22 protein-coding genes are annotated in these 26179 nt (G+C 72.2%); 7 read left to right on the forward strand and 15 right to left on the reverse strand.

The window, feature by feature from the left end:
- On the reverse strand, nt 1–4632 hold a 4632-nt coding region (locus AMK19_RS33570), incomplete at its 3' end, for a DUF7507 domain-containing protein (RefSeq protein ID WP_443135063.1).
- Nucleotides 4633–5370: 738 nt separating this feature from the next.
- Between AMK19_RS33570 and AMK19_RS33575 the strand changes: the two genes are divergently transcribed.
- Complete coding sequence (locus AMK19_RS33575) at nt 5371–5631, forward strand: hypothetical protein (protein ID WP_073819321.1); 261 nt, start codon at nt 5371–5373, stop codon at nt 5629–5631.
- A 196-nt stretch (nt 5632–5827) separates the two neighbouring features.
- Here AMK19_RS33575 and AMK19_RS33580 read toward each other — a convergent pair whose 3' ends face one another.
- The 3 genes from AMK19_RS33580 to AMK19_RS33590 all read right to left on the reverse strand — a co-directional run bounded on the left by AMK19_RS33580 (nt 5828) and on the right by AMK19_RS33590 (nt 8160).
- A complete protein-coding gene (locus AMK19_RS33580; RefSeq protein WP_073819324.1) occupies nt 5828–7006 on the reverse strand; it encodes a serine hydrolase domain-containing protein in 1179 nt (392 codons plus the stop codon).
- 130 nt (nt 7007–7136) lie between these two features.
- Nucleotides 7137–7466, reverse strand: coding sequence for a hypothetical protein (locus tag AMK19_RS33585; protein WP_073819326.1), 330 nt, complete (start codon nt 7464–7466; stop codon nt 7137–7139).
- Nucleotides 7467–7584: 118 nt separating this feature from the next.
- Complete coding sequence (locus tag AMK19_RS33590; protein ID WP_073819328.1) at nt 7585–8160, reverse strand: TetR/AcrR family transcriptional regulator; 576 nt, start codon at nt 8158–8160, stop codon at nt 7585–7587.
- Between the two features lie 117 nt (nt 8161–8277).
- On the opposite strand from AMK19_RS33590, the gene AMK19_RS33595 reads away from it, so the two are divergent.
- Entirely contained in the window at nt 8278–9684 is a 1407-nt protein-coding gene (locus AMK19_RS33595; protein ID WP_073819330.1) for an amidase, read from the forward strand.
- Between the two features lie 66 nt (nt 9685–9750).
- Here AMK19_RS33595 and AMK19_RS33600 read toward each other — a convergent pair whose 3' ends face one another.
- The 4 genes from AMK19_RS33600 to AMK19_RS38390 all read right to left on the reverse strand — a co-directional run bounded on the left by AMK19_RS33600 (nt 9751) and on the right by AMK19_RS38390 (nt 14129).
- Nucleotides 9751–10164: a hypothetical protein gene (locus AMK19_RS33600; RefSeq protein ID WP_073819332.1), complete on the reverse strand. Its 414-nt coding sequence runs from the start codon at nt 10162–10164 to the stop codon at nt 9751–9753.
- Between the two features lie 98 nt (nt 10165–10262).
- The gene (locus tag AMK19_RS34855; protein WP_083647581.1) at nt 10263–12224 is read right to left on the reverse strand and encodes a putative Ig domain-containing protein; all 1962 of its coding nucleotides are present in this window, start codon (nt 12222–12224) and stop codon (nt 10263–10265) included.
- 341 nt (nt 12225–12565) lie between these two features.
- Complete coding sequence (locus AMK19_RS33610; protein ID WP_073819334.1) at nt 12566–13120, reverse strand: hypothetical protein; 555 nt, start codon at nt 13118–13120, stop codon at nt 12566–12568.
- 139 nt (nt 13121–13259) lie between these two features.
- A complete protein-coding gene (locus AMK19_RS38390; RefSeq protein ID WP_143200555.1) occupies nt 13260–14129 on the reverse strand; it encodes an NUDIX domain-containing protein in 870 nt (289 codons plus the stop codon).
- 112 nt (nt 14130–14241) lie between these two features.
- Between AMK19_RS38390 and AMK19_RS33620 the strand changes: the two genes are divergently transcribed.
- Nucleotides 14242–15375, forward strand: a complete 1134-nt coding sequence (locus tag AMK19_RS33620) for a helix-turn-helix transcriptional regulator (RefSeq protein WP_083647586.1) — start codon at nt 14242–14244, stop codon at nt 15373–15375.
- Here the strand turns inward: AMK19_RS33620 and AMK19_RS33625 are convergent.
- The gene (locus AMK19_RS33625; RefSeq protein ID WP_073819336.1) at nt 15366–16340 is read right to left on the reverse strand and encodes an SDR family oxidoreductase; all 975 of its coding nucleotides are present in this window, start codon (nt 16338–16340) and stop codon (nt 15366–15368) included. The two genes, AMK19_RS33620 and AMK19_RS33625, sit on opposite strands and share 10 nt — an antisense overlap.
- Before the next feature lie 265 nt (nt 16341–16605).
- Here AMK19_RS33625 and AMK19_RS33630 point away from each other — a divergent pair, with 265 nt between their 5' ends.
- Both AMK19_RS33630 and AMK19_RS33635 read left to right on the forward strand, forming a co-directional pair.
- On the forward strand, nt 16606–18369 hold the full coding sequence (locus AMK19_RS33630; RefSeq protein WP_073819387.1) for an oleate hydratase: 1764 nt from the start codon (nt 16606–16608) through the stop codon (nt 18367–18369).
- Between the two features lie 199 nt (nt 18370–18568).
- Nucleotides 18569–19879, forward strand: a complete 1311-nt coding sequence (locus AMK19_RS33635) for an MFS transporter (RefSeq protein ID WP_073819389.1) — start codon at nt 18569–18571, stop codon at nt 19877–19879.
- A 232-nt stretch (nt 19880–20111) separates the two neighbouring features.
- Here AMK19_RS33635 and AMK19_RS33640 read toward each other — a convergent pair whose 3' ends face one another.
- Entirely contained in the window at nt 20112–20909 is a 798-nt protein-coding gene (locus tag AMK19_RS33640) for an MHYT domain-containing protein (RefSeq protein ID WP_073819337.1), read from the reverse strand.
- 179 nt (nt 20910–21088) lie between these two features.
- Between AMK19_RS33640 and AMK19_RS33645 the strand changes: the two genes are divergently transcribed.
- Nucleotides 21089–21481, forward strand: coding sequence for an NTP pyrophosphohydrolase (locus AMK19_RS33645; protein ID WP_073819391.1), 393 nt, complete (start codon nt 21089–21091; stop codon nt 21479–21481).
- Between the two features lie 165 nt (nt 21482–21646).
- On the opposite strand, the gene AMK19_RS33650 is transcribed toward AMK19_RS33645, so the two are convergent.
- The 3 genes from AMK19_RS33650 to AMK19_RS33660 form a co-directional block, all read right to left on the reverse strand.
- The gene (locus AMK19_RS33650; protein WP_073819339.1) at nt 21647–21958 is read right to left on the reverse strand and encodes a hypothetical protein; all 312 of its coding nucleotides are present in this window, start codon (nt 21956–21958) and stop codon (nt 21647–21649) included.
- Nucleotides 21955–22116 carry a hypothetical protein gene (locus tag AMK19_RS36345; RefSeq protein WP_158071986.1) on the reverse strand — a complete coding sequence of 54 codons (162 nt, stop codon included), beginning with the start codon at nt 22114–22116 and terminating at the stop codon, nt 21955–21957. The genes AMK19_RS33650 and AMK19_RS36345 overlap by 4 nt, the downstream gene beginning before the upstream one ends.
- Before the next feature lie 164 nt (nt 22117–22280).
- A complete protein-coding gene (locus AMK19_RS33660) occupies nt 22281–22574 on the reverse strand; it encodes a hypothetical protein (RefSeq protein WP_143200556.1) in 294 nt (97 codons plus the stop codon).
- 478 nt (nt 22575–23052) lie between these two features.
- Between AMK19_RS33660 and AMK19_RS33665 the strand changes: the two genes are divergently transcribed.
- Nucleotides 23053–25047: an alkaline phosphatase family protein gene (locus tag AMK19_RS33665; protein WP_083647587.1), complete on the forward strand. Its 1995-nt coding sequence runs from the start codon at nt 23053–23055 to the stop codon at nt 25045–25047.
- Nucleotides 25048–25073: 26 nt separating this feature from the next.
- Here AMK19_RS33665 and AMK19_RS33670 read toward each other — a convergent pair whose 3' ends face one another.
- Together AMK19_RS33670 and AMK19_RS33675 are read right to left on the reverse strand one after the other, a co-directional pair.
- The gene (locus AMK19_RS33670; RefSeq protein ID WP_073819347.1) at nt 25074–25361 is read right to left on the reverse strand and encodes a hypothetical protein; all 288 of its coding nucleotides are present in this window, start codon (nt 25359–25361) and stop codon (nt 25074–25076) included.
- A gap of 172 nt (nt 25362–25533) precedes the next feature.
- Complete coding sequence (locus AMK19_RS33675) at nt 25534–26166, reverse strand: class I SAM-dependent methyltransferase (RefSeq protein WP_241844718.1); 633 nt, start codon at nt 26164–26166, stop codon at nt 25534–25536.
- Nucleotides 26167–26179 lie beyond the last annotated feature (13 nt).

Here is a 26179-nt window from a genome sequence, read left to right on the forward strand (position 1 = left end):
CACCACGTAACTGCCACGACACGTCGTGCTCGCACCCGGCTCCAGCGTCGTCGCCTCGCACGACACCTGCGCGACCCGGTCGTCACGGACGGACACGTCCGTCAGCACCGTCGAGCCGGTGTTCGTCACCGTGTAGATGTACGTCACCGTGTCACCAACGTGGAACGGACCCGCACCATCCACCGCCTTCTCAATGCTCAACGCGGCCTCACCGACAACCGGAACCGTCACCTCGCCGGGCGGGCTCTGAACGGGCCGACCTTCAGGATCCGTACCGCCCGCATGCGCGGTGTTCGTGACATGACCCGCCCGGACATCCGCGGCCGTCACCACATAACTGCCATGGCACACCGTGCTCGCACCCGGAGCCAGCGACGTCGAGTCACAGGCGACCGACGCGACGCGGTCGTCCACAACGGCCAAGTTGCTGATGACGGCCGTACCGGTGTTCGTGACGGTGTAGATGTAATCCACGGTGTCGCCCAGATGGAACGGACCCGCCCCGTCCGCCGCCTTCTCGACACTCAACGCGGCCTCACCGACAACAGGGACCGTGGCTTCGCCGGTCGGGCTCTGGACGGGCCGGCCCTCGGGGTCGGTGCCGTTCGCACGAGCGGTGTTCGTGACGTGACCCGCCTGCACATCGGCCGCAGTGACCACATAACTGCCGTGACACAAAGTGCTCTGACCAGGATTCAGCGTCGTCGCATCACAGACAACCGACGTGACGTGATCGTCCGCGACCGTCACGTTGTGAACGAGGGCAGTGCCCGTATTGGTGACGGTGTAGACGTAGTCGACGACCTCGCCCACCCGGAACGGACCCGCACCATTCGCAGCCTTCTCAATGCTCAACGCGGCCTCACCGACAACGGGGACCGTCACCTCGGCAGGCGGACTCTGCACCGATTGCCCCTGCGGATCAGTACCGCCCGCATGAGCCGTATTCGTCACATGACCCGCCTGCACATCGGCCGCAGTGACCACATAACTGCCGTGACACAAAGTGCTCTGACCGGGATTCAGCGTCGTCACGTCACACGTCACGGACGCGATGCGGTCGTCGCTCACCGTCAGGTCGTGCACCGCCGCCGTACCGGTGTTGATCACCGTGTACGTGTAGTTCACCGTGTCCCCCACCCGGAACGGGCCCGTGCTGTCCGCCACCTTCTCGATCGACAACGCAGCCTCGCCCAGCACCGGAACGGTCGCCTCACCAGGCGGACTGACGACCGTCTGGCCTTCCGGATCCGTGCCCTCGGCACGCGCCGTGTTGGTCACATGGCCCGCCTGCACATCCGCAGCCGTCACCACATAACTGCCGTGACACAAAGTGCTCTGCCCAGGATTCAGCGTCGTCGCCTCACACGTCACCGACACCACACGGTCGTCCGCGACCGCAAGGGCGTTGACCGCCGCCGTCCCCGTGTTCTTCACGGTGTACGTGTACGACACCCTGTCACCCACGTGGAACGGACCAGCCGCGTCCGCCGCCTTCGCGATGGTCAGCGCAGCCTCGCCCAGCACCGGCACAGTCGCCTCGCCGGGCGGACTCTGCACCGGCTGCCCCTCAGGGCCAGTAGCGTCCGCATGCGCCGTGTTCGTCACGTGCCCGGCCGTCACATCGGCAGCCGTGACGACGTAGCTGCCGCGGCAGAACGTGCTCTGCCCGGGGTTCAACGTCGTCACGTCGCACGTCACGGACGCGACACGGTCGTCCGCCACCGTCAGGTCGTGCACCGCCGCCGTCCCCGCATTGATCACGGTGTACGTGTAGGTGATGGTGTCGCCCAGGTGGAACGGGCCCGCGCTGTCGGCGACCTTCTCCAGGGTGAGCTGGGCATCCCCGGCGATCTCGATGGTGGCCTCGCCGGGCGGGCTCTGCACGGGATCGCCCTGCGGGTCGGTGCCGTTGGCGTGGGCGGTGTTGGTCACGTGCCCGGCCGCCACATCCGCCGCGGTGATGACGTAGCTGCCGTGGCAGAACGTGCTCTGCCCGGGGTTCAGCGCCGTCACGTCGCACGTCACGGACGCAATGCGGTCGTCGCTCACCGTCAGGTTGTGCACCGCCGCCGTACCGGTGTTGGTCACCGTGTACGTGTAGGGAACGGTGTCGCCGACGTGGAACGGGCCGGCACCGGCCGCGGCCTTCTGCAGGACCAGCCGGGCCTCGCCGACGACCGGGACGGTCGCTCCGCCGGGCGGGCTCTCGACCGTCTGGCCTTCGGGGTCCGTCCCTGCGGCGTGCGCCGTGTTGGTCACGTGCCCGGCCGTCACATCAGCGGCCGTGACGACGTAGCTGCCGTGGCAGGTCGTGCTCTGACCCGGATTCAGGGTGGTCGTGTCGCAGGTCACCGACGCGACATGGTCGTCCGACACGGTCAGGCTGTCGACCGCCGCCGTACCGGTGTTGGTCACCGTGTACGTGTATGAGACCACCTCACCCAGGTGGAACGGACCCGCACTGTCCGCCGCCTTCCCGATCGCCAACACCGCCTCGCCCACCACCGGCACGGTCACCGAGGCCGGCGGACTCTGCACCGGCTCGCCCTGCGGGTCGGTGCCGCTGGCGTGCGCCGTGTTGGTCACGTGACCGGCCGTCACATCAGCGGCCGTGATCACGTAACTGCCATGGCAGAGCATGCTCTGACCGGGGTCCAACGTGGTCCGGGAGCACGTGACCGACGCGACATGGTCGTCCGCCACCGTCAGGTCGTGCACCGCCGCCGTACCGGTGTTGGTCACCGTGTACGTGTACGACACGGCGTCCCCGACCCGGAACGGGCCCGCGCTGTCCGCGGCCTTCTGCAGGACCAACTGGGCCTCGCCGACGACGCGCAGGGACACTTCCTCCGGGGGGCTGACGACGCTCTCGCCCTCGGGGTTGGCGCCCACGGCTTCGGCGCGGTTGGTGAGGTGGCCGAGCGCCAGGTCGGCGTCGGTCACGACGTACGCGGCGTGGCAGACGGTGCTGTCACCGGGGTTGAGGACGGTGCTGTCGCAGGTGACGGCCGGTGAGTGGTCGTCGGCGACGAAGACGTCGTGGAGGACCGTCCCTCCCGTATTGGTCACCGTGTACGTGTAGTTGACGGTGTCACCGACACGGACGGGGCCCGCGGTGTCGGCCGCCTTGGAGAGCGCCACCGAGGACGGGCCCACCACCGGGACGGTGGCCTGGGTTTCGGGGGAGGTGACGGGTTGATCGTTGGAGACGCCGTGGGCGACGGCATGGTTGGTCACCTCACCGGCGTCGGCGTCGGCAGCGGTGACCACGTAGCTGCCGTGGCACCGGGTGCTGTCGCCGGGACTGCCCCGGGGGGCGAGGGTCGTGACGTCGCAGGTGATGCCGGCGACCTTGTCGTCGAGGACCCCGAGGTCGGTGATCTCGGTGCCGCCCGTGTTGCTCACGACATACGTGTAGGGGACGGTGTCGCCGACGTGGAACGGACCGGGGACGTCCACCTGCTTGACGACCTCAAGGCCCGGCGGCGTCACGAGGGGGACGGTCTCGGTCGACGGAGGCGACTCGACCGGGTCGCCGTCCGCCGTTCCGGCAGCCACCGCGGTGTTGACGACGCGGCCCGCCGCCACGTCCGCCGCGGTCACGGCGTAGGTGGCAGTGCAGGTGACGGTCTCACCGGGCTGCAGCACCGTCACCGGGCAGCTCACCGACCCGACCTTCGGATCGTTGACGCCCAGGTTGTCGACCGGGACGCTCCCGGAGTTCGTGACGACGAAGTCGTACGGGACCTGTGAGCCGACCGTCAGGTCCGCGGGCAGGGGCTGGTGGGCCTGCTTGACCAGGTTCAGTTCGGGCAGCGGCCGGTCGGTGCCGATCACCACGTTTCGGATCAGATGCACATCGGTGAACAGGCCCGTCGAGCCGGCGAAGCCGAACTTGTAGGTGGCAGGAACGGGCTGGGGCGCCGGGGCGCTGAGCACCTGGTGCGGACCCGTGCCGTCGTCGAAGTCGATGGTGACCGTCAGCACCGGCGCCGGCGCCGCCGTCAGGTGCACATGGACCCGGCGCCGGGACGGCTCCAGCAACGTCTGCGCCTCCGAAGGCGTCACACCGACCGGCAACGACGTCAGCGGACCCTGCAGCGTGCCCGGCAGGGTCGACGGCCAAGGGCCGGTGGTCGAGAAGTTGCCGGTAGTGGCGGTCAGAAAGCAGTAACCCTCGACGTCGTGCCCCGGGCCGCGGACGGTGACCATGTTGGGCCCCGGCGCCGGAATACGGAAGCCGGTCCCGGCCGGGGAACGGGTCGGACAGCCGTTCCCGCGGTGCTCCCAGTCGCCGAAATAGTTGCCGAGCACATCGAGACCGACACCGAGATAACCGCCGTCGACACCCGGCAGGATACTCAGACCGGGGTCGTCGTCGGGCAGCTTCTGCGCATAGCCCAGGCTGCCGCCGAACGCACCCGGGTGTTTCAACGAGACATCGCCGTTGACCAGGAAGAACGAGATGCCGTCGGCCGGCGTCACGGGCGTGGTGCTGCCGTACTGCCACTGGTCGAAGGTCACATCCAGACCGTTGCCCGCCGGCAGCGCCTGATCGAACAACACCGCCGCGTTCCGGTCGTTGCTGGAGTCGGTGAGCCGCAGGTAGCCGAACGGCGAGCTGTCCAACGGCGGCACCGGACCGACCTCCGGAACCGGACAACCCGTCAACCGACGCCCGTCCGGCGGGAGCGGAGTCGTGACAGGCCCCCCGGTGAGGCAGGCCGCGCCGACCGCGACGAACCTCGGATCCGCGGCCGCACCCGTGAAATCCTCCTGCAACAAGGGGGAACCAGCGGCCCTCACACGCTCCGGCACCACCGCCGCACGCTCGAAGGCAGGACCGGCAGCCTGGGCACCCAACGTGGCCGCCACACCCGCACCGACCACGCCGACAGCGGCTACGGCACTGATCAAGCGAGCCGCTCGGGATCTGAGCCGCAGCGGTCCACGGCGATGTCTCGTCATGCCCTTGACTATGCGCAGCCATCACCAAGCGCTATCAGTTTGTACTATCAACAGACCCACAGAACCGCCCGGACGCACGAACACGAGATGCCGCACCGGCCGCCGAACCCCTGACTTGGCGTCAGGCCCATCCACGGAGCCCTGATCTCCCATCAGGTCGAATGTCCGGCGGGACCCTGAGCAGGAACCGCCCGATCAGGAACCGCGAGCGGCCGACCACCCAAGGGGTGAACCTTCGGCCCAGCCTCCGCTGCCCCCCACAAGGGCACCTGACTCTCCGTGAGGACTATATGGCTGCATGGTCGCATTGCGGGCCTCGGTGGCACATGTCCTTCTGGTTGGTGGCAGGGCCGCCATCGTGCCCCGCCGCCACACCGAACTCCTCGAAGGGGATCATTCATGCGTGCTCTCAAGCGTGTCCTGGCCGTCGGCACCCTCACCGCCCCCCTCATGCTCGGCTGCGCCGGACTCGCCTCCGCAAACGAAGGCCCGGAAGCCCACTGGGGCAACACCTCGTTCGTCGCCGACGAGACCGGCGCCTGCTTCGCCCAGAGCTTCTCCGTCGTCAGCCCGAACGGGGTCGAGCACGGCAGCCACCTGATCTGTGCGGACAGCACCGGCGTCTCCGGCTTCTTCACCGACGCCGGAGCCAGCTGGTAGGAGCCCCGGCCCCGGGCGCCGGACGCCGGACCGACGCCCACCGTCCTCCGCTCAGCCCTCTGCCCCCCCACTCGTCGACCCGCGTGTCACGGCCGTTCCGGCCGGGCGACCGCGGGTCGATGCGCGTCCCGCCCGAGGCACGGATCGCCCCGGAGCAGGGAGCGCCCCGGGCAGGAAGGGCACCGGGCGGGGAACGTCAGCGGCACAGGGCCGCGTCGGCGGCGTCGGACGCCCGCTGCCGGACCTCCGGCGCCGAAGCCATGGTCACCGCGACGGTCGCCGCGCGGCCGTCCTCGGTGACGCCGCCCCGGGTGACGTAGCCGGGGACGGTGCCGCCGTGGCCCCAGGACAGGCCGCCGCAGGGCAGCGGGTGGCTCGCCAGGCCGAGGCCGTAGCGCGCGCCGGGGCCGAAGTGGTCGGCCGGGACGGTGGTCCGCATCTGGGCGAGCTGGGCCGGGGGCAGCAGCTGACCGCCGATCAGGGCGGCGAAGAAGCGGTTCAGGTCGCCGGTGGTGGAGATCATCGCGCCGGCGGCCCAGGCCCAGGACGGGTCCATCTCGGTGATGTCGAAGGGCTGCGCGCCGGGCTGCTCGGGCGGCAGGTAGCCGTGCGGGTGGCGCTCGCGGATGCCCGTGTCGCCCTGGGCGGGGAAGTAGGTGTGGCGCAGGCCGATCCGGTCGATCACGCGCTTGGTGATCTCCTCGCCGACGGGTCGTCCGGTGACCTTCTGGACGATCAGTCCGGCGATCAGGTAGCCGGTGCTGCTGTACTTCCAGCCCGCGCCGGGGGCGAAGTCCGGCGGGTGGGCGAGAGCGACGTCGAGCAGGTCGCGCGGTTCGACGTACTGATCGGTCCCGGAGAGGTCGAGGAAGGTGGTGTAGTCCGCCAACCCGCTGGTGTGCTGGAGGATTTGGCGGACGGTGATGTTCCGTCCGTCGATGCCGTCGCCGCGGATCAGGCCGGGCAGGTAGGTGTCGAGGGAGGCGTCCAGCTGCATCCGGCCTTCCGCCACCAGCTGGAGGACGACGACCGCGACGAAGGTCTTGGTGTTGCTGCCGATCCTGACCTGCCCGTCGGCGGGCACCTTCGCCCCGGTGGCCAGGTCGCCGACGCCCGCCGTGTAGCTGCGGGTCCGGCCGTCGCGTCCCTGGACGGCGGCCAGCACGCCGGGCAGGCCGTCGGCGGAGACCAGCGCGTCCAGGCGCTGCTGGACGACGTCCGTCGGCTTGGCCGCCCCGGCGACGTCCGCCGACTTGGCCTCGGCGGTGGCCGCCGGGGCGAGCCCGGCGAGCAGGAGGGCGCAGGCGGTGGCGAGCAGGGCACTGCGGCGGGCGCTGCGGCGGGCGCAACGGCGGTGCGGGGGTGGCGAGTTCATGCGGGCGTCTCCTCGGGCGGGGCCGGGTGGGCCGGGTGTTCCGGTCGGGCTCCAGAACACCACGGGCCGGTCGGGGCCGCCGTCGCCGTCGAGGAGGAGCGGTGGGCGTCCGGCTCGTCCTGACGATGTATCAGGAACCCTGATCCGTCTCCGAGTTCGGCAGGTCGATCTTGAACGGGGAGCCGTTGACGGTGGGGTTCCAGCCCCGGGCGAGGGCGGTCCGGATGCCGGTGGCGACCTCGCGCGGCAGGATCAGGTCGGCCGGGGTGGGGCGGGGGGAGAGCCGGGCGCGGCGGCCGGTCTCCACGACGAGGGTGGTGCCGGGGTGGGCGGCGTCCTCGGCGACCCAGCCGAGGGTGCCACCCTCGTAGTCACAGCAGAGGTGGCGTCGGGCGGCGTGCCAGCGGTACGCGGTGCCGTCGACGACGATGCGGCGGGCGCCTTTGCGGGCGAGGGTCATGCCGGTGTCCTTTCGCGGGGGTGCGGGTCCGGGGACAGTGTCCGGACGGCGGGTCCGGGGACAGTGTCCGGTCGGCGGCGCGCGGGTGTCACCGGTTTTTCCGGTGCGGCCGCGGCCCTCACTGCCAGAGGCGGGCGAGGTGGGCGTGCAGCAGGCGTTCGGCTTCTTCGGGGGCGCGGTGGCCGATCAGGACGTGCGCGGTGAGGCCGTCGGCGAGAGCGAGCAGGGTGCGGGCCTCGGCGGCGGGGTCGGGGAGGTCGCCGGCGTCGGCGATCAGCCGGGTGAGCAGGGTCTCCAGGTCGGTGTAGCTGCCCCGCAGGTCGTCGGCGAGGGCGGGGTTGACGGCGGCGGCGGCGAGGAAGGCGAGCCAGACCCGGGCCTGGGCGCGCTGGTGGGCCTGCAGCAGGGCGATCTCGTGGGCGAGGTGGCCGACGGTGCTGGCCGGGGACTGGGCGGGGGCGGCGAGCAGGCGGGTGCGGGCCCGTGCGGTGACCTGGTGGCCGACGTGGGCGAGAGCAAATCGGAGCATCTCGTCCTTGCTGCGGAAGCAGCGTTGGACGGCGCCCATGGAGACCTCGGCGCGGGCGGCGACGTCGCGGAGGCTGACGGCTTCCAGGCCCTGTTCGTCGATCAGGGCGCAGACGGCGTCGGCGATCCGGCGTCGGCGTTCCTCGTGGTCCACCTGCTTGGGCATCGGTTCGCGGCCTCCGGTGACGACTTTTATTCGATGCGAGTGTATCGGTTCCTGGGCTAGGGTGCGGTCCTGTTCCGATGCAGTCGCATCGGAAAAACGTTCAGGAGGACAGATCCCATGTGGAAGCTTTCCGCCGGCGCTCTCGCCGCCGCCGTCCGGGCCGGCGAGGTGTCCGCCGCCGAGTCGGTGGAGGCGCACCTCGACCGGATCGCCGCGGTGAACCCGCGGGTCAACGCCGTCACCCAGCTGTTCGCCGACCGGGCCCGCGCCGACGCCCGCCGGATCGATGCGCGGCGGGCCGCCGGTGAGGCGCTCGGCCCGCTGGCGGGTGTGCCGTTCACCGTCAAGGAGTGCATCCGGGTCGAGGGTTTCGCGACCACCTTCGGCACGCCGCGGTTCGCGGGCATGACGGCGCCGGCCGACGCGATCCCGGTGGCGCGGCTGCGCGCCGCGGGGGCGATCCCGATCGGCCACAGCAACATGCCGACGCTGATCCTGTCCGGGATGCACACCCGCAGCGAGCTGTACGGCGACACCCTCAACCCGTGGGACGCGGGGCTGACGCCCGGCGGCACCAGCGGCGGGGACGGGGTGGCGGTCGCGACCGGGATGGCCGCGCTCGGGCTGGGCGACGACTCGGGCGGCTCGGTCCGCATCCCGGCCGTGTTCTGCGGCGTCGCAGCGCTGAACCCGACCGCCGGCCGGTTCGCCGCCGACCAGCGCATGCTGGGCCCGGACGATCCCGGCCCGGCGTCCCAAGTCCTGGTCGCGGACGGCCCGTTGGCCCGCACGGTGGCGGATCTGCGGCTCGCGTACGAGTGCCTGGCGGGGCCCGATCCGCGCGATCCGCGGGCCGTGCCCGCACCGCTGTACGGCCGTCCGCTCGACGGCCCGCCGAAGGTCGCCGTGGTCGCCGACCCGGGCGGGCGCGGCGTTCACCCGACCGTCCGGGCTGCCGTGGAGCGGGCCGCGGGGGCGCTGGCCGAGGCGGGGTACGACGTCCGCGAGGTGGCCGACGTCCCGCGGTTCGACGAGGCGTACGACGCGTTCCACCGGCTGACCGTCGCCGAGTTCACGCCGTCCTGGCCGGTCGTACGGAAGATCCTCGGCGCGGGCGGCGAGCGTTTCATCGACTTCGCGATGCGCGCCACGCCGCAGGTGGACGCGGCCGGGCTGGTCAAGCTGATGGGCACCTGGATGAACATCCGCCGGGCCTGGGCGGAGTTCCTGGAGGAGTACCCGCTGCTGCTCGGCCCGGTGTTCACCGAACCGCCGGTGGAGCCGGGCCTGGAGTCGCGCGACCGGGCGGGCCGGGACCGGGTGACCTCCGCGATGCGGCTGTGCTCGGTGACGAGCTTCGTCGGCCTCCCGGCGGTGGCGGTGCCCACCGGGCCGGCGGCGGACGGCCTGCCGACCGGCGTCCAGATCGTGGGGCGGCCGTTCCGCGAGGACCTCTGCCTGGCCGCCGCCCAGCACCTGGAGGACCGGTTCGGCCTCCTCTCCCCCGTCGACCCGACGTTCTGACGTTCTGACGGGCTGACGGGCTGACGGGCTGACGGCCCGGGGCTCCACAGAAGAGGGCCCGGGCCGTCAGGGGGCGGCGATGTCCACCTCGACGGTGAAGTCCTGCTGCGCGGGCGGGCAGGGCCGGGCCTCGCCGCAGCTGGTGCGGTGGGCGGTCAGCCGGGCGGTTCCGGTGGTGCGGGCGGTGAAGGCGGTGGTGACGGTGCCGCAGCCGCCGCCGGGTCGGCAACTGGGGCCGGTGGTGGCGGTCGGCTGCCCGGTGGGGGCGAGCAGGACGGGGTCGGTGCTGGTGGCGGGCGACCAGTAGGTGCTGTGGAGTTCGGTGCGGACGGTGGTGCCGGGCGCGACGGTGATCCGGGTGCGGTCGGCGCTCTCGTTCAGCACCACGGACGCGGCGGTCGTGGTGGCGGCCGGGCCGCAGCCGCCGGCGAGCGCCGCGAGGGCGAGCAGGGCGGCGGCGAGGGCGTTCTTCGGTGGCATGGCGGGGCTCCGTCCCGTCGTCGGGGCAGCTGCGACGGCGCCGGGGCGGGCCCGTGGTGGGTCCGCCCCGGCGCCCCCGAGGGGGGTTTGGTGCCGCGTCAGGAGACGTTGAGCGCGGTGTCGTCGACGACGAAGCTGGTCTGCAGCGAGGCGTCCTCGGTGCCGGTGAACTTCAGGGTGACGCTCTGGCCCGCGTAGGCCGACAGGTCGAAGGACTTCTGGACGTACCCGGTGGCGGCGTTGGCGTTGGAGTAGGTCGCCAGGGTGGTCGAGTTGGCCTGGACGGTCAGCTTGTCGTAGGCGGTGGTGCCGGTCTCGGCGGTGTCGATGTGCAGCCAGAAGCTGAAGGTGGCCTTGCAGCCGGCCGGGATCGTGACGGTCTGGGAGACGGTGTCGGTGTGGGCGGAGCCGTAGCCGTCCATCCAGGCCTTCCAGGAGCCGCCGTGGGCGGCCTCGGAGGTGGAGTTGGAGACCACGCCGGCGCTGGCGGTCCAGGGCGCGGCGGTGCCGGTCTCGAAGCCGGCGTTGCCGAGCAGTTGGGCGGCGGTGCAGGTGCCGCCGCCGCTGCCGGCCTCGGTCCAGCCGAAGGAGGCGGTGCCGGCGGCGCCGGTGGTGTCGGTGGCGGTGACGGTGACCGAGGAGGTGCCGGCGGCGGTCGGGGTGCCGGAGATCAGGCCGGTGGAGGCGTTGATGCTCAGGCCGGCGGGCAGGCCGGTGGCCGCGTAGGTCAGAGTCTGGCCGGACGCCGAGTCGGTGGCCTTGATCTGCAGGCTCGCGGCGGTGCCGACGGTGCCGCTCTGGCTGCCGGGGTTGGTCACCGTGACGGTGTTGGTGGTGCCGCCGCCGTGGGTGAGGATGGCGTGCGTGATGGCGCAGGAGTTGGTGTCGTTGGACCAGCTGGCCTGCTCGGCGAAGGTGCCGTACGAGCCGAAGCCGACGTTGGCGGCGCCGCCGGCGGTGCCGGGCTGGAGCCAGGCGCACTCGTCGGAGTTCTCCTGGCCGTTGTACGAGCTGCCCGCGACCTGGTTGGTCCAGCCGCCGGCCGGGTTCTGGTCGGACATCATCTCGTGCCATTCGTGGCCCAGCGTCATGGTCCAACCGTCCAGCGTGCCGGGCGAGTTGACGAAGCCGACGCCGCAGGAGGAGCCCATGTCGATGTTGTACGGCTGGTTGGAGAACGCGATGTCTCCGTAGGAGGAGGTGACGGCGCCGCCGGTGAGGGTGGTGTCGCCGTTCCAGTCGTGCCAGGCGCAGTAACCCTGGGTCGGGCTCTGGTAGTTGTCCGGGTCGGTGCCCTTGGGGGACAGCACCACGTAGTAGGCGTCGCGGTTGGCGGCGGCGGTGGTGTTGCCGAAGTGGGCGGCCGCGTTGACGGCTTCGACGCCGAGCTGGTGGCCGGTGGCGGTGGACGGCTCGGCGCCCGCGTTGTCGTACCAGACGCCGGCGAGCACGCCGCCGCTCTGGTAGGGGACGAACGCGGCGTTCGACGGGCAACCGACCGCCCCGGAGGCGACGTTGGGGCCGTCGCACCACTGGGTGAGGTCGGCGGACCAGGTCTCGCCGTTGGTGCCGATGCCCTTGAACATGTTCTGCGCGGCCTGCGCGGCGCCCGCCGTGTCGTTGGAGAACGTCAGGTTGCCGTTGGCGTCGGTGCCCTGGGTGCCCCACTGGGTGCCGTAGAAGACCAGGTACACCTTGGAGTGGCCGCTCTGCACGCCGATGCCGTCGATGCCGCCGCCGTAGGACAGGGTCTGCTGGCCGGTGGCCGCGGCCTGCGGCTGGTGGGCGATGCGGTCCTGCTTCTGCTTGGCGTACTGCTTCATGCCCGGGAGGGTGCTGTTGGTGAGGGCCGGGCTGAACGGGTTGAACTCGTTGGAGATGCCGCCGGTTCCGGCGGGTCCGCGGTGGGCCTGGCCGGAGACCGCGGCGGCGGCCGGCTGGGGGGTGTCGGCGTGCGCGGGGGCCGCGGTGACGGCGAGTCCGGCGGCGGCGACCACGAGCGAGGCTGCGCCGGTGAGCGCCGCGAGCCTCGAACGTATGGCGGTGGGGGACATTCCCATGGGTGAGGGGCCTCTCTCCTCCGGCCGCCCGCACCTCGGTGGGGCGCGGCGCGGCCGATATTCCTGGGGCGGGCCAGAAGCAAAGCAGAGCGGCTGACGGGCAGTCAACGGATCGGGTTCAGGAGAAATTCAGGTTCCGATATCCGCGCAGGCCACAGTGGGTCTCCTGGCGGTCCGCCAACTCCTTAGGCCTTCAACAGTTTTCCATTTTCCATCCCTGTTCTTGGCAGTTCGGGTGGAATTCGGTACCGCCCCTTTGCGAGAGTTTGGAATTCGGGCGGAAAAGAGCCCGGCCGCCACTTCGGTGGCGGCCGGGCTCGTGTGCTGCGGGTGACGGGATGTCAGTTCTGCGGCGCCCGGGACTGGACCAGGGCGACGTAGCGGACGGTGAAGACCATCGGGACGACGAACCCGGCGATCTGCACCAGCAGGGAGGTGAGCGAGTGGCCGTGGCCGCCGTGGGCGAGCACGGCCAGGGCGGCGGCGGTGAGCGCGAAGGCGGCGGTCCACACGGTGGTGATGACGACGTTGACGCGGATGAACGGCTTGAGCGGCCAGATCTCGGGCGGGGTGCTGCGCTTGGCGATGCCGAGGGTGAAGGGCTTGCCGATCAGCAGCGAGGTGCCGGCGATCACGGCGAGGCAGGCGGAGGACAGCGTCGCGGACCAGTCGCGGACGCCGGAGTGCGGGTCGGAGAAGGCGATCGCGGCGAGCACGGCGAAGAACAGCGCGGAGCCGAGCTCGATGATCAGCGCGTCGTAGGCAGCTCCGGCCCTGCGTTGCTGGAGGATGACGGCCGCGGCGACGACCAGGCCGGCCAGGGCGGCCCACTGCCACTGGGCGGACGGGATCACCGCGAAGACGATCCAGGGCAGGAAGGTGCGCAGGTACGACATTTCGGTGTGGATTCCCCCTTGATGGATCGGCCCGTCGGGCCGGGCTGCCCGCAAGCCTATCCACGGAACGTCCTGCTCACACCAGCCTTCCACAGGCCGGATGGTGAAATCCGATCACCTGATGAACAGTCAGGGCCGGTCAGAGGTGCTCCAGGTAGTGCGCCAGGTAGGGCGGGGTCCGCAGGGCGGGTATCTCCGTGCGGGGCACCAGCCGGAGGGCCTGTCCCTCGCCGAGCACGAGGGCGCCGTCGGGTCCGTCGTAGACGGCGTGCAGCACGGCGGTGGTGTCGGCGAGCAGCGGGTGCCGCGGGGCGGTGAGCGGGCGCAGCGCGGTGACGCCGATGCCGGCCTCCTCGCGGATTTCGCGGGTGGCGCAGTCGTGGGCGCTCTCGTGGCCTTCGCGCCAGCCGCCGACGGGGGCCCAGTGGCCGGGCCAGGGGATGCCGGGGTGGTCGTCGCGGAGGTTGAGCAGCACCCGGTCGCGGGCGGGGGTGGTGACCAGGACGAGGACGCCTTCGAAGGCGTCGGGGCCGGTGTCGGGATGTTCGGCGTCCAGGGTGGTGCGGGCGCGGCGGGCGCGGTCGACGAGCATCAGGCGGCGGTGGTCGTGGGGGTGCATGCGGTGGCGCCAGCGCCAGAGGGTGTCGACGGCCCAGTCGGTGTGGGCGGCGGTGAGGCGGATGCGGTGCAGTTGTTCGTCGTCGAGGGTGCCGCCGTCGAAGATGTGGCCGGTGCGGGCGAGCGGGTGTTCGGGGGTGGGGGCGTGGTGGAGGACGGCCAACAGGCGGCGTCCGGTGGCGAGTTGTTCGGTGACGGGGTCGAGCCCGAGGTGGTGGCGGGTGGCGCGCAGGGCGGTCTGCCAGGGGGTTTCGCCGCGCTGGGTGGCAGCGGCGACGGGTTGCCAGCGGTCGGGACGGCGGGCGGAGCGCAGCTGGAAGGGGTGGCCGTGGCGGTCGGTGAAGTGGAGGGCGCCGTAGCTGGTGGTGAGGGCGATCGGGTGGCCGGTCATGGTGGTTCCCCCTGTCGGCGTGGGCCTGGTGCCGACCCTAGTGGCATGGCCGCGGAGGTTCATGGGGTTGTGCGAAGTGACCGCCGAGTCGCGGATCGGCGATGCTGGGCGCATGCGTGCCGCCCGTCTGATCCGCATGGCCCTGCTGCTGCAGTCGACCCCCGGCCTCACCGCCGCCGAACTGGCCGGGGAGTTGGGGGTGTCCGAACGGACCGTCATCCGCGACGTCCAGGCGCTCCAGGAGGCCGGTATCCCGGTCCGGTCGGAACGCGGCCGGGCCGGTGGCTACCGGCTCGCTCCGGGCCACCGCACCCGCCTCACCACGCTGCACCCGACCGAGGCCGAGACGCTCTACCTGTCCGGGCTGCCTTCCGCGCTGCGCGATCTCGGGCTCTCCGACGCGGCCGGCACCGCCCGGCTGAAGCTCTCCGCCACTCTGTTGCCCTCGCTGCGGGCGGCCGCCGAGTCCTCGGCCCGGCGTTTCCACCTGGACGCGCCTGCCTGGTTCCGCGAGCCGTCCACTCCCGAGCTGCTGCCGGAGCTGGCGCGCGCGCTCTGGGCGGACCGCGCGGTCGAGTTCGCCTACACGCGCCCCGGCCGCGAGCCCGGGGCGGCCCGCCGGGTGGAACCGTACGGGCTGGTCCTGAAGGCGGGCGTCTGGTACCTGGTGGGCCGGGTCCCGGGCGCTGCGGGCACGGCCTTCCGCACCTACCGTGCCGATCGGATCGCCGTACTGGACACGCCCGTTGACGGTGCGTTCACCCGTGACCCGTCCTTCGACCTGGCGGCGTACTGGCAGGAGCACAGCGCCCGGTTCGCCCTCTCGCTGCTGCGCGCCACCGTCACGGTGCGGCTCACCCCGGCGGGCGCGCGTCGCCTGCCGGAGGTCACCGACCGGGCCGCGGCCGGGCGGGCGCTGGCCGCCGCCTCGCTTCCGGATGCGGTCGGCCGGGTCACCCTCGAACTGGCCGTGGAGTCCGAGGAGATCGCGTTCGCCGAGCTGGCCTCGCTCGGCGCGGACGCCGAGGTGCTGGCCCCGCCCGCGCTCCGCGCCCGCCTCGCGCGGCATGCCCGGGCCTTCGCCGCGCTCTACAGCGAGGCGGGCCCGGACGACGAGGCAGGCCCGGACGGCGGGGCAGGCCCGGACGACGGGGCGCGGCCGGACGACGGGGCGCGGCCGGACGACGGGGCCGCCGGCGCTCCGGGCCGGCGTCCGGACGGCGGCCCCGCCGGGCGTCAGCGGTAGTCGTCCGCCGAGACCGGTTCGCCCTGTTCGCCGCGCTCGCCCATCGCGTCGAAGTACGCCCAGGCGTCCGGCGTGCTGCCGTCCACGTCCGTGACGCCGTAGACCCGGGCGAGTTCGGCGCTGGACGTCGACTTCCGGTTCCACCGTTCGGCCCGCAGCGGGTCCGCGGCCAGCGCGGCCACCCCGCGCGCGAGGTACTGCGGCGATTCCGCGATCGCGAAGGTCGGTTCGACGGAGACGACGTCCCGCCAGTTCTCCTCCGTCACGCCGAAGTGCGTCAGCATCTGCTCGGAGCGCAGGAAGCCCGGCGTCACGCACACCGCCGCGCCGCCGTACTCCGCCAGTTCCTCGCCCAGCCCGAAGGCCATCCGGATCGGGGCGTTCTTCGCCAGGTCGTAGTAGAGGTTCTCGCGGTACCGGCGGTTGGTCGCCGCGGTGCCGTCGGTGACTTCCACCAGCAACGGTGCGGCCGACCGCACCAGCAGTGGCAGGCCGAGCGCCGCCGTGATCACGTGCGAGCGCACGCCCAGTTCCAGCATCCGCAGGCCGTCGGCGAGCGGCGTCTCCCAGCTCTTCTTCCCGAAGATCGACTCGACCGTCAGGCGCTCGCCGCCCCACAGGTCGTTGACCAGGACGTCGAGATGCCCGTGTTCCTCCTCGATCCGTCCGAACAGCGCCCGCACCTGTCCCTCGTCCAGGTGGTCGGTGGGCACCGCGATCCCCACTCCGCCGGCCGCCGTCACGAGTTCCCCCGTCTCCTCGATCGTCTCGCTCGCCCGTCCCACCTCGCTCACCCGCTCGCGGGTCGTCCGTCCGGTCACGTAGACCGTCGCCCCGGCCCTGCCCAACTCCACCGCCAGCGCCCGTCCCGCGCCCCGGGTCGCGCCCGCGACCAGGGCGATCCGGCCCGACAGGGGGCGGGCGGGGAGGTTGTCGCGGGACGGGACATCGTTCGTGTTCTCCATGCCTTCAACGATCGCCGCCAAAGGTGACAGAACGCGTCACCATTTATCCCTTTACAACACGACCACGATTTCGACACCACCGGTTCGGGACACGGAGGGCCGAGATCCCCCTCCCCGGCCGACCGCGCTCGGGCCCATCAACGGGGCAATTCACCCGAACGTCGCAATGCGGGCACCCCGCCGTGCGTGCGGATGTAAGGACGGGTTGGGTGGAACCGAGGCCGACGATCTTGGTCGGTCCGTGCAACGGATGGGAGTGGCGTCGATGTACTACAGCAGCGGCAACTACGAGGCGTTCGCACGGCCCCGCAAGCCCGCAGGGGTGGACGACAAGCGGGCGTGGTTCGTGGGCTCGGGGCTGGCGTCGCTGGCGGGCGCGGCGTTCCTGGTCCGCGACGGGCAGCTGGCCGGCGAGCGGATCACGATCCTGGAGCAGCAGGGCATCCCGGGCGGTGCGCTGGACGGCCTCGAGGAGCCGGAGCGCGGGTTCGTGGTGCGCGGCGGCCGCGAGATGGAGAACCACTTCGAGTGCCTGTGGGACCTGTTCCGTTCGGTCCCGTCGATGGAGATCGAGGGGGCCAGCGTCCTCGACGAGTTCTACTGGCTGAACAAGGACGACCCGAACTTCTCCCTCCAGCGCGTCACCCACCGGCAGGGCCGGGACGCGGAGACCAACGGCCTGTTCGCGCTGAGCGACCGGGCGCAGCGCGACCTGATGAAGGTCTTCATGGCGACGCGCGAGGAGATGGAGGGCCGGCGGATCGACGAGGTGTTCGGCGAGGACTTCCTGGCGTCGAACTTCTGGCTGTACTGGCGCACCATGTTCGCCTTCGAGCAGTGGCACTCGGCGCTGGAGATGAAGCTCTACCTGCACCGTTTCGTCCACCACATCGGCGGGCTGCCGGACTTCTCGGCGCTGAAGTTCACCAAGTACAACCAGTACGAGTCGCTGGTGCTGCCGCTGGTGGCGTACCTGCGGGGGCAGGGCGTGGTGTTCCAGTACGGCACCACGGTCACCGACGTCGACTTCTCGCTGGAGGACGGCCGCAAGCAGGCGACGGCGCTGCACTGGGTCCGCGACGGGGAGCCGGGCGGGGTCCGGTTGACCGCGGACGACCTGCTGTTCACCACCATCGGCTCGCTGACCGAGAATTCCGACAACGGCGACCAGCACACCCCGGCGAAGCTGAACGAGGGCCCGGCGCCGGCCTGGGACCTGTGGCGGCGGATCGCCGCGAAGCACCCGGACTTCGGCCGCCCGGACGTGTTCGGCTCGCACGTCCCGCAGACCAAGTGGGAGTCGGCGACGGTGACCACGCTGGACCGCCGCATCCCGGAGTACATCCAGAAGGTGTGCAAGCGCGACCCGTTCTCGGGCGGCGTGGTGACGGGCGGCATCGTCACCGTCCGCGACTCGTCGTGGCTGCTGAGCTGGACGGTGAACCGGCAGCCGCACTTCAAGAAGCAGCCGAAGGACCAGATCGTGGTCTGGCTGTACTCGCTGTTCGTGGACGTGCCGGGCGACTACGTGAAGAAGCCGATGCAGGAGTGCACGGGCGAGGAGATCACCCGCGAGTGGCTGTACCACCTGGGCGTGCCGGTGGGGCAGATCGACGCCCTGGCGGCGGACGCGGCCAGGTGCGTGCCGGTGATGATGCCGTACGTGACGTCGTTCTTCATGCCGCGCACGGCCGGTGACCGCCCGGACGTGGTGCCGCCGGGGGCGGTGAACTTCGCCTTCATCGGGCAGTTCGCGGAGACCACCCGGGACTGCATCTTCACCACCGAGTACTCGGTGCGCACCGGCATGGAGGCGGTGTACCGGCTGCTGGGCGTGGAGCGCGGCGTGCCGGAGGTGTTCGCGTCGACGTACGACGTGCGGGCGCTGCTGAATGCGACGAGCCGGTTGCGCGACGGCAAGCCGGTGGCCCTGCCCGGCCCGCACGTGCTGCGCAAGCGGCTGAACGCGCGGCTGGAGACCTCGGAGATCGGCGAACTGCTGGGCGAGTACAACTTGCTTCCGGAGTAGGCCTGTTGGACGCCCCGGACCGCCTGCGGTCCGGGGCGTTCGCCTGCGGCGGGCCGGTCCCGGTCGGCCCCCTACCGTCCGGGGGGCGGTCGACGCCACCCATTTTCCTCTCGACATCAAGCATCTTGATATCGAGAGACTTCTGCGGCAGAGTGCTCCCGGCACGAATGACGGCTGACGGCGGGACGGGGTGGAGACGGTGGCGAGGGAGCGCGGGGCCGGGCTGTGGGGGCAGTTGCGGGAGCCTCCGGGCGGGGCGGCGGGGCGGACCATGCTGGTGGTGGTGTTCGCGGACCGGACGGGCTCGGGGGTGTGGGCGGCGGCCTGCGTGCTGTACTTCACCGAGGTGGGGCGGCTGACGGCCGGTCAGGTCGGGCTGCTGCTCGGCGTCGCCTCGGTGGCGGGGATCGCCGGCTCGCCGCTCGCGGGGCGGCTGGCCGCGTCGCTGGGGTGCCGGCCGGTGCTGATCGGGTGTCATCTGCTGCGGGCGGTGGCGCTGGCGGCGGTGCTCTGCTGTTCCTCGTTCGGCGCGCTGCTGGGGCTGGTGGCCGCGTCCGCGCTGGGCGACCGGGCGGCGCGGGCGATGGAGATGCTGTTCGCCACCGACGTGGCGGGCGACCGGCGTTCGGTGTACCGGGCGCTGTCGCGGACGGCGATGAACGCCGGGTACGCGGCGGGCGCGGGCCTGGCGGCGATCGGGCTGGCGGTCGGGACGCCGGCCGCGTTCCGGGCGCTGCTGCTCGCGGACGTGCTCTCCTTCCTGCTGGCGGCCGTCCTGGTGGCGGGCATCCGGGAGCCGGGCCACCAGGGCCGGGTGGTCGCCGGGTCCGGACGGCAGGCACCGGAGGCCGGCCCGGCGGAGCGGCCGAGTCCGTGGCGGGACGGCGGCTACCTGCGGTTCGTCGCACTGGACTGCGCGCTGACCGTCGACGACGCGATCCTGAACGTCGGCCTGCCGCTGTGGCTGATCCACGCCACCCGCGCGCCGCACGCCCTGGTCCCGGCGTTCCTGGCGATCAACACGGTGCTGGTGGTGGCCGCGCAGCTGCGCGTCTCGGCCCGGGTCCGCACGCCCCGCCAGGCGGTGCGCGCGGTGCCGATGTACGGCTTCGCGGTGCTGGGCTGCTGCGCGGCGGCGGCCGCGGCGCACGGGCCGGGGCCGGTGCTCGCCTCGGTGTTCCTGCTGGTGGCGGCGGTGCTGACGACCTTCGCCGAGCTGCTGCGTTCGGTGGTGTCCTGGGAGTTGTCGGTGGCGTTGGCGCCGGAGCGGGCCCGCCCGGAGTACCTCGGGGTGGCGGGGATGGCCCAGTCCACCGAGAAGGCGGCGGGCCCGCTGCTGCTGACGGGCGCGGTGCTGTCGACCGGCCCGCTGGGCTGGCTCGGCCTGGGCGTGGCGACCACCGTCGCGGCGTACGCGCAACGGCACTTCGCCGCGTCCCGGCTCGCCGCAGCGGCGGCCGCGACGCCCGCGAGCACCGGGCTGCCCGCCCCCGCGGCCACTTCGGGCTGAGCTCCACCGCGGTCGCCGCCACGGTCCCGAACAGCTCGCCGACGGTGGCGAGCGCGGCGGCGGACAGGTCGGTGTCGAGGTGGGCGGCGGTGGACCAGTGGGTGGTGGCGCTGCGTCCGTCGAGCAGTTGTCCGCGATGGCGGTCTTCCGGCGGATCCTGACATCCGCGCGGGGCCGGAAACGCCGAACGCCGCCCGGGGAGGGCGGCGTTCGGGGGTGGTGCGTGGGGCGGTCAGCGGCGTTCCTGGCCGAACAGGTCGACGCGGATCGGTTCGACGGCCGGGCCGGTGCCAGGTTCGGGGTCCTGCGGGGAGAAGGCGATCGCCAGGCCGGCCACGGCGAGCACCACGACGATGCCGACGGCGATCGGCAGGGCGAACTGCGAGGCGGGGACGCCGGTGCCGCCGGCCCGGCCGTCCAGGGCGACGCTGACGGCGGCCATGCCGGTGTAGTGCATGGCGACCACGGCGACGCCGGCGATCAGCGCGGCGCCGAGCGCGGCCGTCAGGCCCTTGATGTGCAGCGTCATCCAGAGCGCGGCGGTGGCGGCGGCGATCGCGATCGCCACGGAGGCGACGACCAGCAGGGTGTCGTAGGAGACCTCGCCCTGGACCTGCATGGCGGCCATGCCGAGGTAGTGCATCACCGCGACGCCGCAGCCGGTCACCACGCCGCTGGTCAGCAGGGTGGCGTTGCTGCGGCCCCGGTAGCCGACCCAGCCGATGCCGAGGCCGACCACGACGACGGCGACCAGCAGGCTCAGCAGCGTCAGCGGAATGTCGTACACCAGGGTGGAGGCATCCACCATGAATCCGAGCATCGCGATGAAGTGCATCGACCAGATTCCGCACCCGAATGCGCCGGCGGCCAGCGCCAGCCAGCCGGCCCGCCGGTTCGGCGGCAGCGTCATGGCCCGGGCCGTGCACCGCAGTCCGATGGCCGCGCCGATGCAGGCGATGGCGTACGCGACGACCGGGTTCACCCACCCGTACTGGAATCCGTCGAGATGGGCCATGGTGCCGTGGTTCATGAGAGGGGGGTCCGATCGAAAAACGAAATGGTCGTGCGAGATTGCCGCACAGACAATACCGTCTCGCGGTTACTGGTCCGTACCTGCCGGTGAATTACCCATTTACGCTGCCTTTCCCTCGCCCGCACGGAGTCTCCATCTTCGTTCGATCCGCTTGTGGCGTGGCAGTCTTGACGACCATGGAGAACGACTTCGACGACCGGTTGTCGCCGCTGCTGATCGTGGACGGCGCGAACGTGGTCGGCTCGGTCCCGGACGGGTGGTGGCGCGACCGGCGCGGCGCGGCGGAGCGGCTGCGGGACGCGCTGGTGGCGGTCGCCGGGGCGGGACTTCCGGAGCTGCCGGGCCCGCTGACGGTGGTTCTGGTGGTGGAGGGCGCGGCGCGCGGGGTGGAGTCGGTGCCCGGGGTGCGGGTGGAGTCCGCCGCCGGCAGCGGCGACGACCGGATCGTCGAGCTGGTCGCCGCGGAGGGGTCGTCGCGGCGCTGCCTGGTGGTCACCGCCGACCGCGGCCTGCGCGAGCGGGTCGTCGCACTGGGCGCCGCTCCCCTGGGCCCGCGCACCGTCCGCTGATCGTCCTTCGGGGGGCGGCCGCGGGGGGGCGATTCGCAGGTGCGCGACGTCGGGCCCTCGTCCTCCTGGCGGCACGCCCGGGCGCAGTTCCGCCCGGTCCCCCGTCACCGGCACGGTCGTCCAGGGACCGACGCCCCCACCGGCACCGGCCCGGGCGCAGCGGGATCAGGCCAGGCGGCTGCGGGCCCCGGTGGGGCGGGTGCGGCCGCGAGCAGGCCGGGCCGGGCGGGTGGGGCGGCGGTCGGCGCGGGGCTGGTCGCGGGCAGGCCGGCCGGCGAGCGCGGCCTTGAGCGCGCGGACGGCCAACAGGACGGCGACGGCGGCGAGTTCGGTGGGTTCGGCGGCGCCGCGGCGGGCGGCCGCGTGCTGGCAGACCGAGCACCAGACGGCGCTGGCCCGGCCGCCGTCCGGGTAGCGCAGTGCGGGCGGCACCAGGTAGTGGCAGCCGCAGCTCTGACAGACGAACACCAGCCTCATTGGTGGACCACCCCCAGGCCCGCGCACACCGTGCACGGCGACCAGAAGGTGCGCCGCACGGGCTCCTGCCATCCCTGCCCGTCGGTCTCCACGGAGTGCTCGGTCTTCTCCGTGCCGCGTGCCCCGGCGCAGCCCGGGCAGGTCTGCTGCTCTGTCATCGGCCACCTCCAGAGCACAGACCGTAGCGTGTCGACCCCGGTGAGCGACAGCGGTTCGGCGTCGGACCACTCGGACGTGAAGCGCCGGCCGCGCACCCATCGCGTGCGCCGTGCGCGTCCCGCGCCTGCTCCGCGCCGCCCGCGCGCCCCCTGTTGACCCGCCGTCAGCCGGTCGGCCAGTCCGCCGGGGACGCCTCGACGTCGTTGCCCCGCACCCACACCGTGGAGACCCCGAGCAGTCGGCGCATCACCGCGAAGCCGCCTTCCCACCCGCCGGGCAGGCGCAGCCGCCCGCTGCGGACCGTGCCTTCGCTGAACCGGGTGTCGCCGCTCTCCAGGACGCCGGTCCAGCCGGGCAGGCCGAGTTCGGGGACGTTTCCGGTCAGTTCGACCTGGACGGGGATCTCCAGTCCGTCGGCCAGCAGCAGGGCGGGGCCCCGGTACACGGGTGTGCTCATGCGTAGAGCCTGCTGGACCTGCCGGTATCTACGCAAATCCCGCATTGTCGGTGGTTCCGGTCACCCCTCCCGCGATACACCCGCACCCGTGCCGACGGTCCGTCAGTTCGGCGACGGCCAGGCGCGTCCGGGCTCCTCGTTGCGCTCGCGGCGGGCGGCGATCACCCGCCATGACCGACTCGAACCCGGGTACGTCACCGGCCCGTCCCGGTGTCAGGTGGAGGCACAGCGGGCACCGGCCTCCGTCGGCGGCCGGGCGGATCTCGTGGCCGCCCCACCTCGGGAGCGCCCGAGCGCACGGTGGACGGGCGCGTCGACCGGGTCCCCCGCTGCGGACCCCGGCCGTGTGCCGGTGGGCGCGGACAGTCGTGGAGTTGAGCAGGCTGCCGAACGGCGGTTACATGGAAGTGCATGGCCGAATGGGTGAACTTTCTCCTGCCCCGGAATGCCCGAGGTCCGCGCCGGGGTGGCGGCGGGCATGCGCCGGTTGCCAGGAAGCGGTGAAGAGGTGTCCGGCAGTATCTGCGGTGAGGTCCGGTACGCGATCGTCCGCGCCCGGGACAGGTGGCACGCGCAGCTCGTCCATGCCTGTACCGGGTGGGCGGACCGGGGCTCCCGTCGGTGTGGTGACCGCTGGCCGTACTCGTGGCTCTGCCATGCGGCTTACCGGGTGGCCGGTCGGGTCTGCCGCGTATTCGCCTTGGCCCTCTACGGGGTCCTCACGGTGGTGGCGTGTCTCGTCCGGTACGTCTTCTGGATTCCGTGCCGCCTCTTCGGCGGTCCGAAGGTGCCGGACGGAAAGATCAAACACGTCTTCGTACTCGTCATGGAGAACCGTTCGTTCGACCACATGCTCGGCCTCTCCACCGGCACAGTCGACGCCGAACTCGGTTTCCGGCCGGGCGTCGGAGTCGACGCGGTGACCGGACTGCGGACCACCGTCGACGGGCCGTCGACGAGCGACACCAACCGGGGCTTCCGGGTGCGCCCCGGCGCGCCGTTGGTCATGCCTGTCGACCCACCGCACGAGTTCTGCGACGTCCAGCTGCAGCTTGCCTCGGTACCGATCACGGGAACGCCGCACGGCGACAAGTGCCACTGCACCGGCAGCTACCCCCCGCTCACCATGAACGGGTTCGTCGACAGCTACGCCAACCAGGTCAAGGCCGAGAACAACGCAGCCGCACTGCGGGACCTGGGGGCGGTGATGGCGTGTTTCACCAGCGACCAGGTGCCCGTGATCAGCGCGCTCGCCCGCGAGTTCGCCGTGTGCGACAGCTGGTTCTCGGCCCTGCCGGGGCCGACGTGGCCGAACCGACTCTTCCTGCACGCGGCGACCTCCGGCGGGCTGGACCGGAGCCCGGACGTCGCGGAGACGGTCGGCTCGGAGGTCGACGGCTACAAGTTCGAGAACGGCACGATCTATGACGCGCTCGACAGCAAGGGGTACGACTGGCGGGTCTACCACGGCGATGCCCTGCCGCAGATCGGTGCGCTCGCCGGCATGAACCGGTACGTCATGGCGGCCCACTTCCACGGCGTGGACGAGCTCGCCGCCGACCTGCAGAACCCCGACTTCTCCGCCGCGTACGTCTTCGTCGAACCCAACTACGGCCATGAGATCACCCACGGCCAGAGCTTCCAGTGCGGCAACAGCCAACATCCGATCGACGACGTGACCCGCGGCGAGGCCCTGATCAAGTACGTCTACGAGTCGCTTCGACAGTCACCGCACTGGGAGTCGAGTCTGCTGGTCATCACCTACGACGAGCACGGCGGTTTCTACGACCACGTGGCACCGCCGTCCGCAGTCCCGCCCGGCGACGTCTGCGACCCCGCCAACAACCGTCACGGCTTCCGGTTCGATCGACTCGGGGTCCGCGTCCCGGCTGTCGTCGTCTCGCCCTGGATCCCCGCCGTCCGGCCGGGCGGGCCGGACGACCGGAACTGCAACCTCGTCGACCACACCCGCTACGACCACGGATCGCTGCTGGCGACGGTCGAACGCCTCTACGGCCTGCCGAGCCTGACCGCACGCGATGCCGAAGCCGCCGACTTCGGCCACCTGCTGTCCGCAGCCACACCACGCGATGCCCCGCTGACCCTCCCCGTTCCGCACCCGCCCGAGCTGACCTGTGGTGATGACCGGCAGGTCGGGCTCGCGGCGGCCGCCGAGACCGCCGGCCGGCCCCTCACTCCCACGCTACGGGGCTTCGTTCAGGTCGCGGCACTCCACGACGCCCGTCTGCACCCCGCCGAACGCGAGCGGATCGCCGAGCAGGTGGGCCGGTTCCGCACGGTCGGGGAAGCCCACGCCTACCTGGCTCAGGTCACCTCGCAGCTGGGCACCCTCGGCGTCCGGACGGACATCGCCGCACCACCGCTCCCCCCACCGGCCGCCGCGGCCCCCCGTCGGCGCCGACGGCGAAAGGGGCAGCGCAACGGCCTCGGCCACCCCGACATCGAGCGGTGAGGCGACCGCCGGCCAACCCCTCGCGCTCAGCGACCGCCGAGGCGGCGGTCCAGTTCCTCCAGGTAGCTGTCGCCGTAGGCGTCGGCGAGGTCGTCCAGGTCGATCATCGGGGGAATGTCGATCACCGGTTGACGCTCGATCAGGAACGCCACGGTCTCGTGCACCACCCGGCTCTCCTCGCCCTCCGGGAGCCCGGTCCGGTCGAACACGGTGTCGGTGACCCGGATCCGGGTGGCGGCCTGGGCCGCGCCCTCCTCGACCTGGACCAGGTATTCGCGGTCGCCCAGGGGCTCCACCCGGATGTCAACTGCCATGGCGCAGGCCGTCCTTCCCTCGGTGCTCGGCCGTCAGGGGCCGTGCCGGTCAGTGGGTCCCGACGCCGCGCGGCCGACCCGCCGGGCGCCGGGCGTCTCCACCTTACGACCTGCTCACGTCTTCTCCGACCAGGTCCCGCTCACCCTGTCGCCAGGGGGCCGCGCCTGACGGTCACCCGGCGTGCAGCGCGAGGTAGGTCCAGCTGACGCCGGCCCTGGCGTGCGGGTCCTCGCGGTGGGCGAGGTGCAGCGGCGCCAGCCCGTTCGCGCGGGCGAGGGCGACGGTCTCGGGCGCGTCGACCGGGAACATCCGGCGGCCGGGCGGCACGGGGCCGTGGCGCAGCGAGAGGACGATCCGGCCGTCGTCGGCGAGCAGCCGGGCGACGGTGGCCATGGCGGCGGCGCGCTGGTCGGGGTCGAGGTGCATCCAGACGGCGGTGAGCAGGATCAGCTCGTACCGGTCGGCGCGGGCGGTGAGGACGGGCAGCTGCGGGAGGGCGTCGTCGACCCAGTCGACGGGGTGGTGGGCGTGCCGGGCGCGGCCGAGTGCGCGCATCGCGGCGGTGGGTTCGGCGGCGGTGACGCGGTGCCCGGCGGCGGCGAGCGCGGCGGCGTCGCGTCCGCTGCCGGCGCCGATGTCGAGCACGGCGGCGGGCCGGGTCGGGAACAGGTGGAGCATCTCGCGGTGGACCTCCGCGAAGCTCACGCTCTCGTACTGTTCGACCAGGCCTTCGGCGGCGTCGGCGTACCCGGCGGTGCTGTGCATGGCCAGCAGGCCGCCGGGGTCGGTGGTGTCAGGGTTCATGACGGCACGTTAG

The organism is Kitasatospora sp. CB01950 (assembly GCF_001905465.1).
Classification (GTDB): Bacteria; Actinomycetota; Actinomycetes; order Streptomycetales; family Streptomycetaceae; genus Kitasatospora.

What these genes read in the sequence shown, in the direction of transcription:
- AMK19_RS33610 (WP_073819334.1), bottom strand. Translation starts at nt 13,120, where the DNA reads ATGTCGTACCTGCGCACCTTCCTGCCCTGGATCGTCTTCGCGGTGATC.
- AMK19_RS33585 (WP_073819326.1), bottom strand. Translation starts at nt 7,466, where the DNA reads ATGACCCTCGCCCGCAAAGGCGCCCGCCGCATCGTCGTCGACGGCACC.
- AMK19_RS34855 (WP_083647581.1), bottom strand. Translation starts at nt 12,224, where the DNA reads ATGGGAATGTCCCCCACCGCCATACGTTCGAGGCTCGCGGCGCTCACC.
- AMK19_RS33630 (WP_073819387.1), top strand. Translation starts at nt 16,606, where the DNA reads ATGTACTACAGCAGCGGCAACTACGAGGCGTTCGCACGGCCCCGCAAG.
- AMK19_RS33675 (WP_241844718.1), bottom strand. Translation starts at nt 26,166, where the DNA reads ATGAACCCTGACACCACCGACCCCGGCGGCCTGCTGGCCATGCACAGC.
- AMK19_RS33575 (WP_073819321.1), top strand. Translation starts at nt 5,371, where the DNA reads ATGCGTGCTCTCAAGCGTGTCCTGGCCGTCGGCACCCTCACCGCCCCC.
- AMK19_RS38390 (WP_143200555.1), bottom strand. Translation starts at nt 14,129, where the DNA reads ATGACCGGCCACCCGATCGCCCTCACCACCAGCTACGGCGCCCTCCAC.
- AMK19_RS33600 (WP_073819332.1), bottom strand. Translation starts at nt 10,164, where the DNA reads ATGCCACCGAAGAACGCCCTCGCCGCCGCCCTGCTCGCCCTCGCGGCG.
- AMK19_RS33580 (WP_073819324.1), bottom strand. Translation starts at nt 7,006, where the DNA reads ATGAACTCGCCACCCCCGCACCGCCGTTGCGCCCGCCGCAGCGCCCGC.
- AMK19_RS33660 (WP_143200556.1), bottom strand. Translation starts at nt 22,574, where the DNA reads ATGAGCACACCCGTGTACCGGGGCCCCGCCCTGCTGCTGGCCGACGGA.
- AMK19_RS33645 (WP_073819391.1), top strand. Translation starts at nt 21,089, where the DNA reads ATGGAGAACGACTTCGACGACCGGTTGTCGCCGCTGCTGATCGTGGAC.
- AMK19_RS33665 (WP_083647587.1), top strand. Translation starts at nt 23,053, where the DNA reads ATGCGCCGGTTGCCAGGAAGCGGTGAAGAGGTGTCCGGCAGTATCTGC.
- AMK19_RS33620 (WP_083647586.1), top strand. Translation starts at nt 14,242, where the DNA reads ATGCGTGCCGCCCGTCTGATCCGCATGGCCCTGCTGCTGCAGTCGACC.
- AMK19_RS33650 (WP_073819339.1), bottom strand. Translation starts at nt 21,958, where the DNA reads ATGAGGCTGGTGTTCGTCTGTCAGAGCTGCGGCTGCCACTACCTGGTG.
- AMK19_RS33670 (WP_073819347.1), bottom strand. Translation starts at nt 25,361, where the DNA reads ATGGCAGTTGACATCCGGGTGGAGCCCCTGGGCGACCGCGAATACCTG.
- AMK19_RS36345 (WP_158071986.1), bottom strand. Translation starts at nt 22,116, where the DNA reads ATGACAGAGCAGCAGACCTGCCCGGGCTGCGCCGGGGCACGCGGCACG.
- AMK19_RS33625 (WP_073819336.1), bottom strand. Translation starts at nt 16,340, where the DNA reads ATGGAGAACACGAACGATGTCCCGTCCCGCGACAACCTCCCCGCCCGC.
- AMK19_RS33590 (WP_073819328.1), bottom strand. Translation starts at nt 8,160, where the DNA reads ATGCCCAAGCAGGTGGACCACGAGGAACGCCGACGCCGGATCGCCGAC.
- AMK19_RS33640 (WP_073819337.1), bottom strand. Translation starts at nt 20,909, where the DNA reads ATGAACCACGGCACCATGGCCCATCTCGACGGATTCCAGTACGGGTGG.
- AMK19_RS33595 (WP_073819330.1), top strand. Translation starts at nt 8,278, where the DNA reads ATGTGGAAGCTTTCCGCCGGCGCTCTCGCCGCCGCCGTCCGGGCCGGC.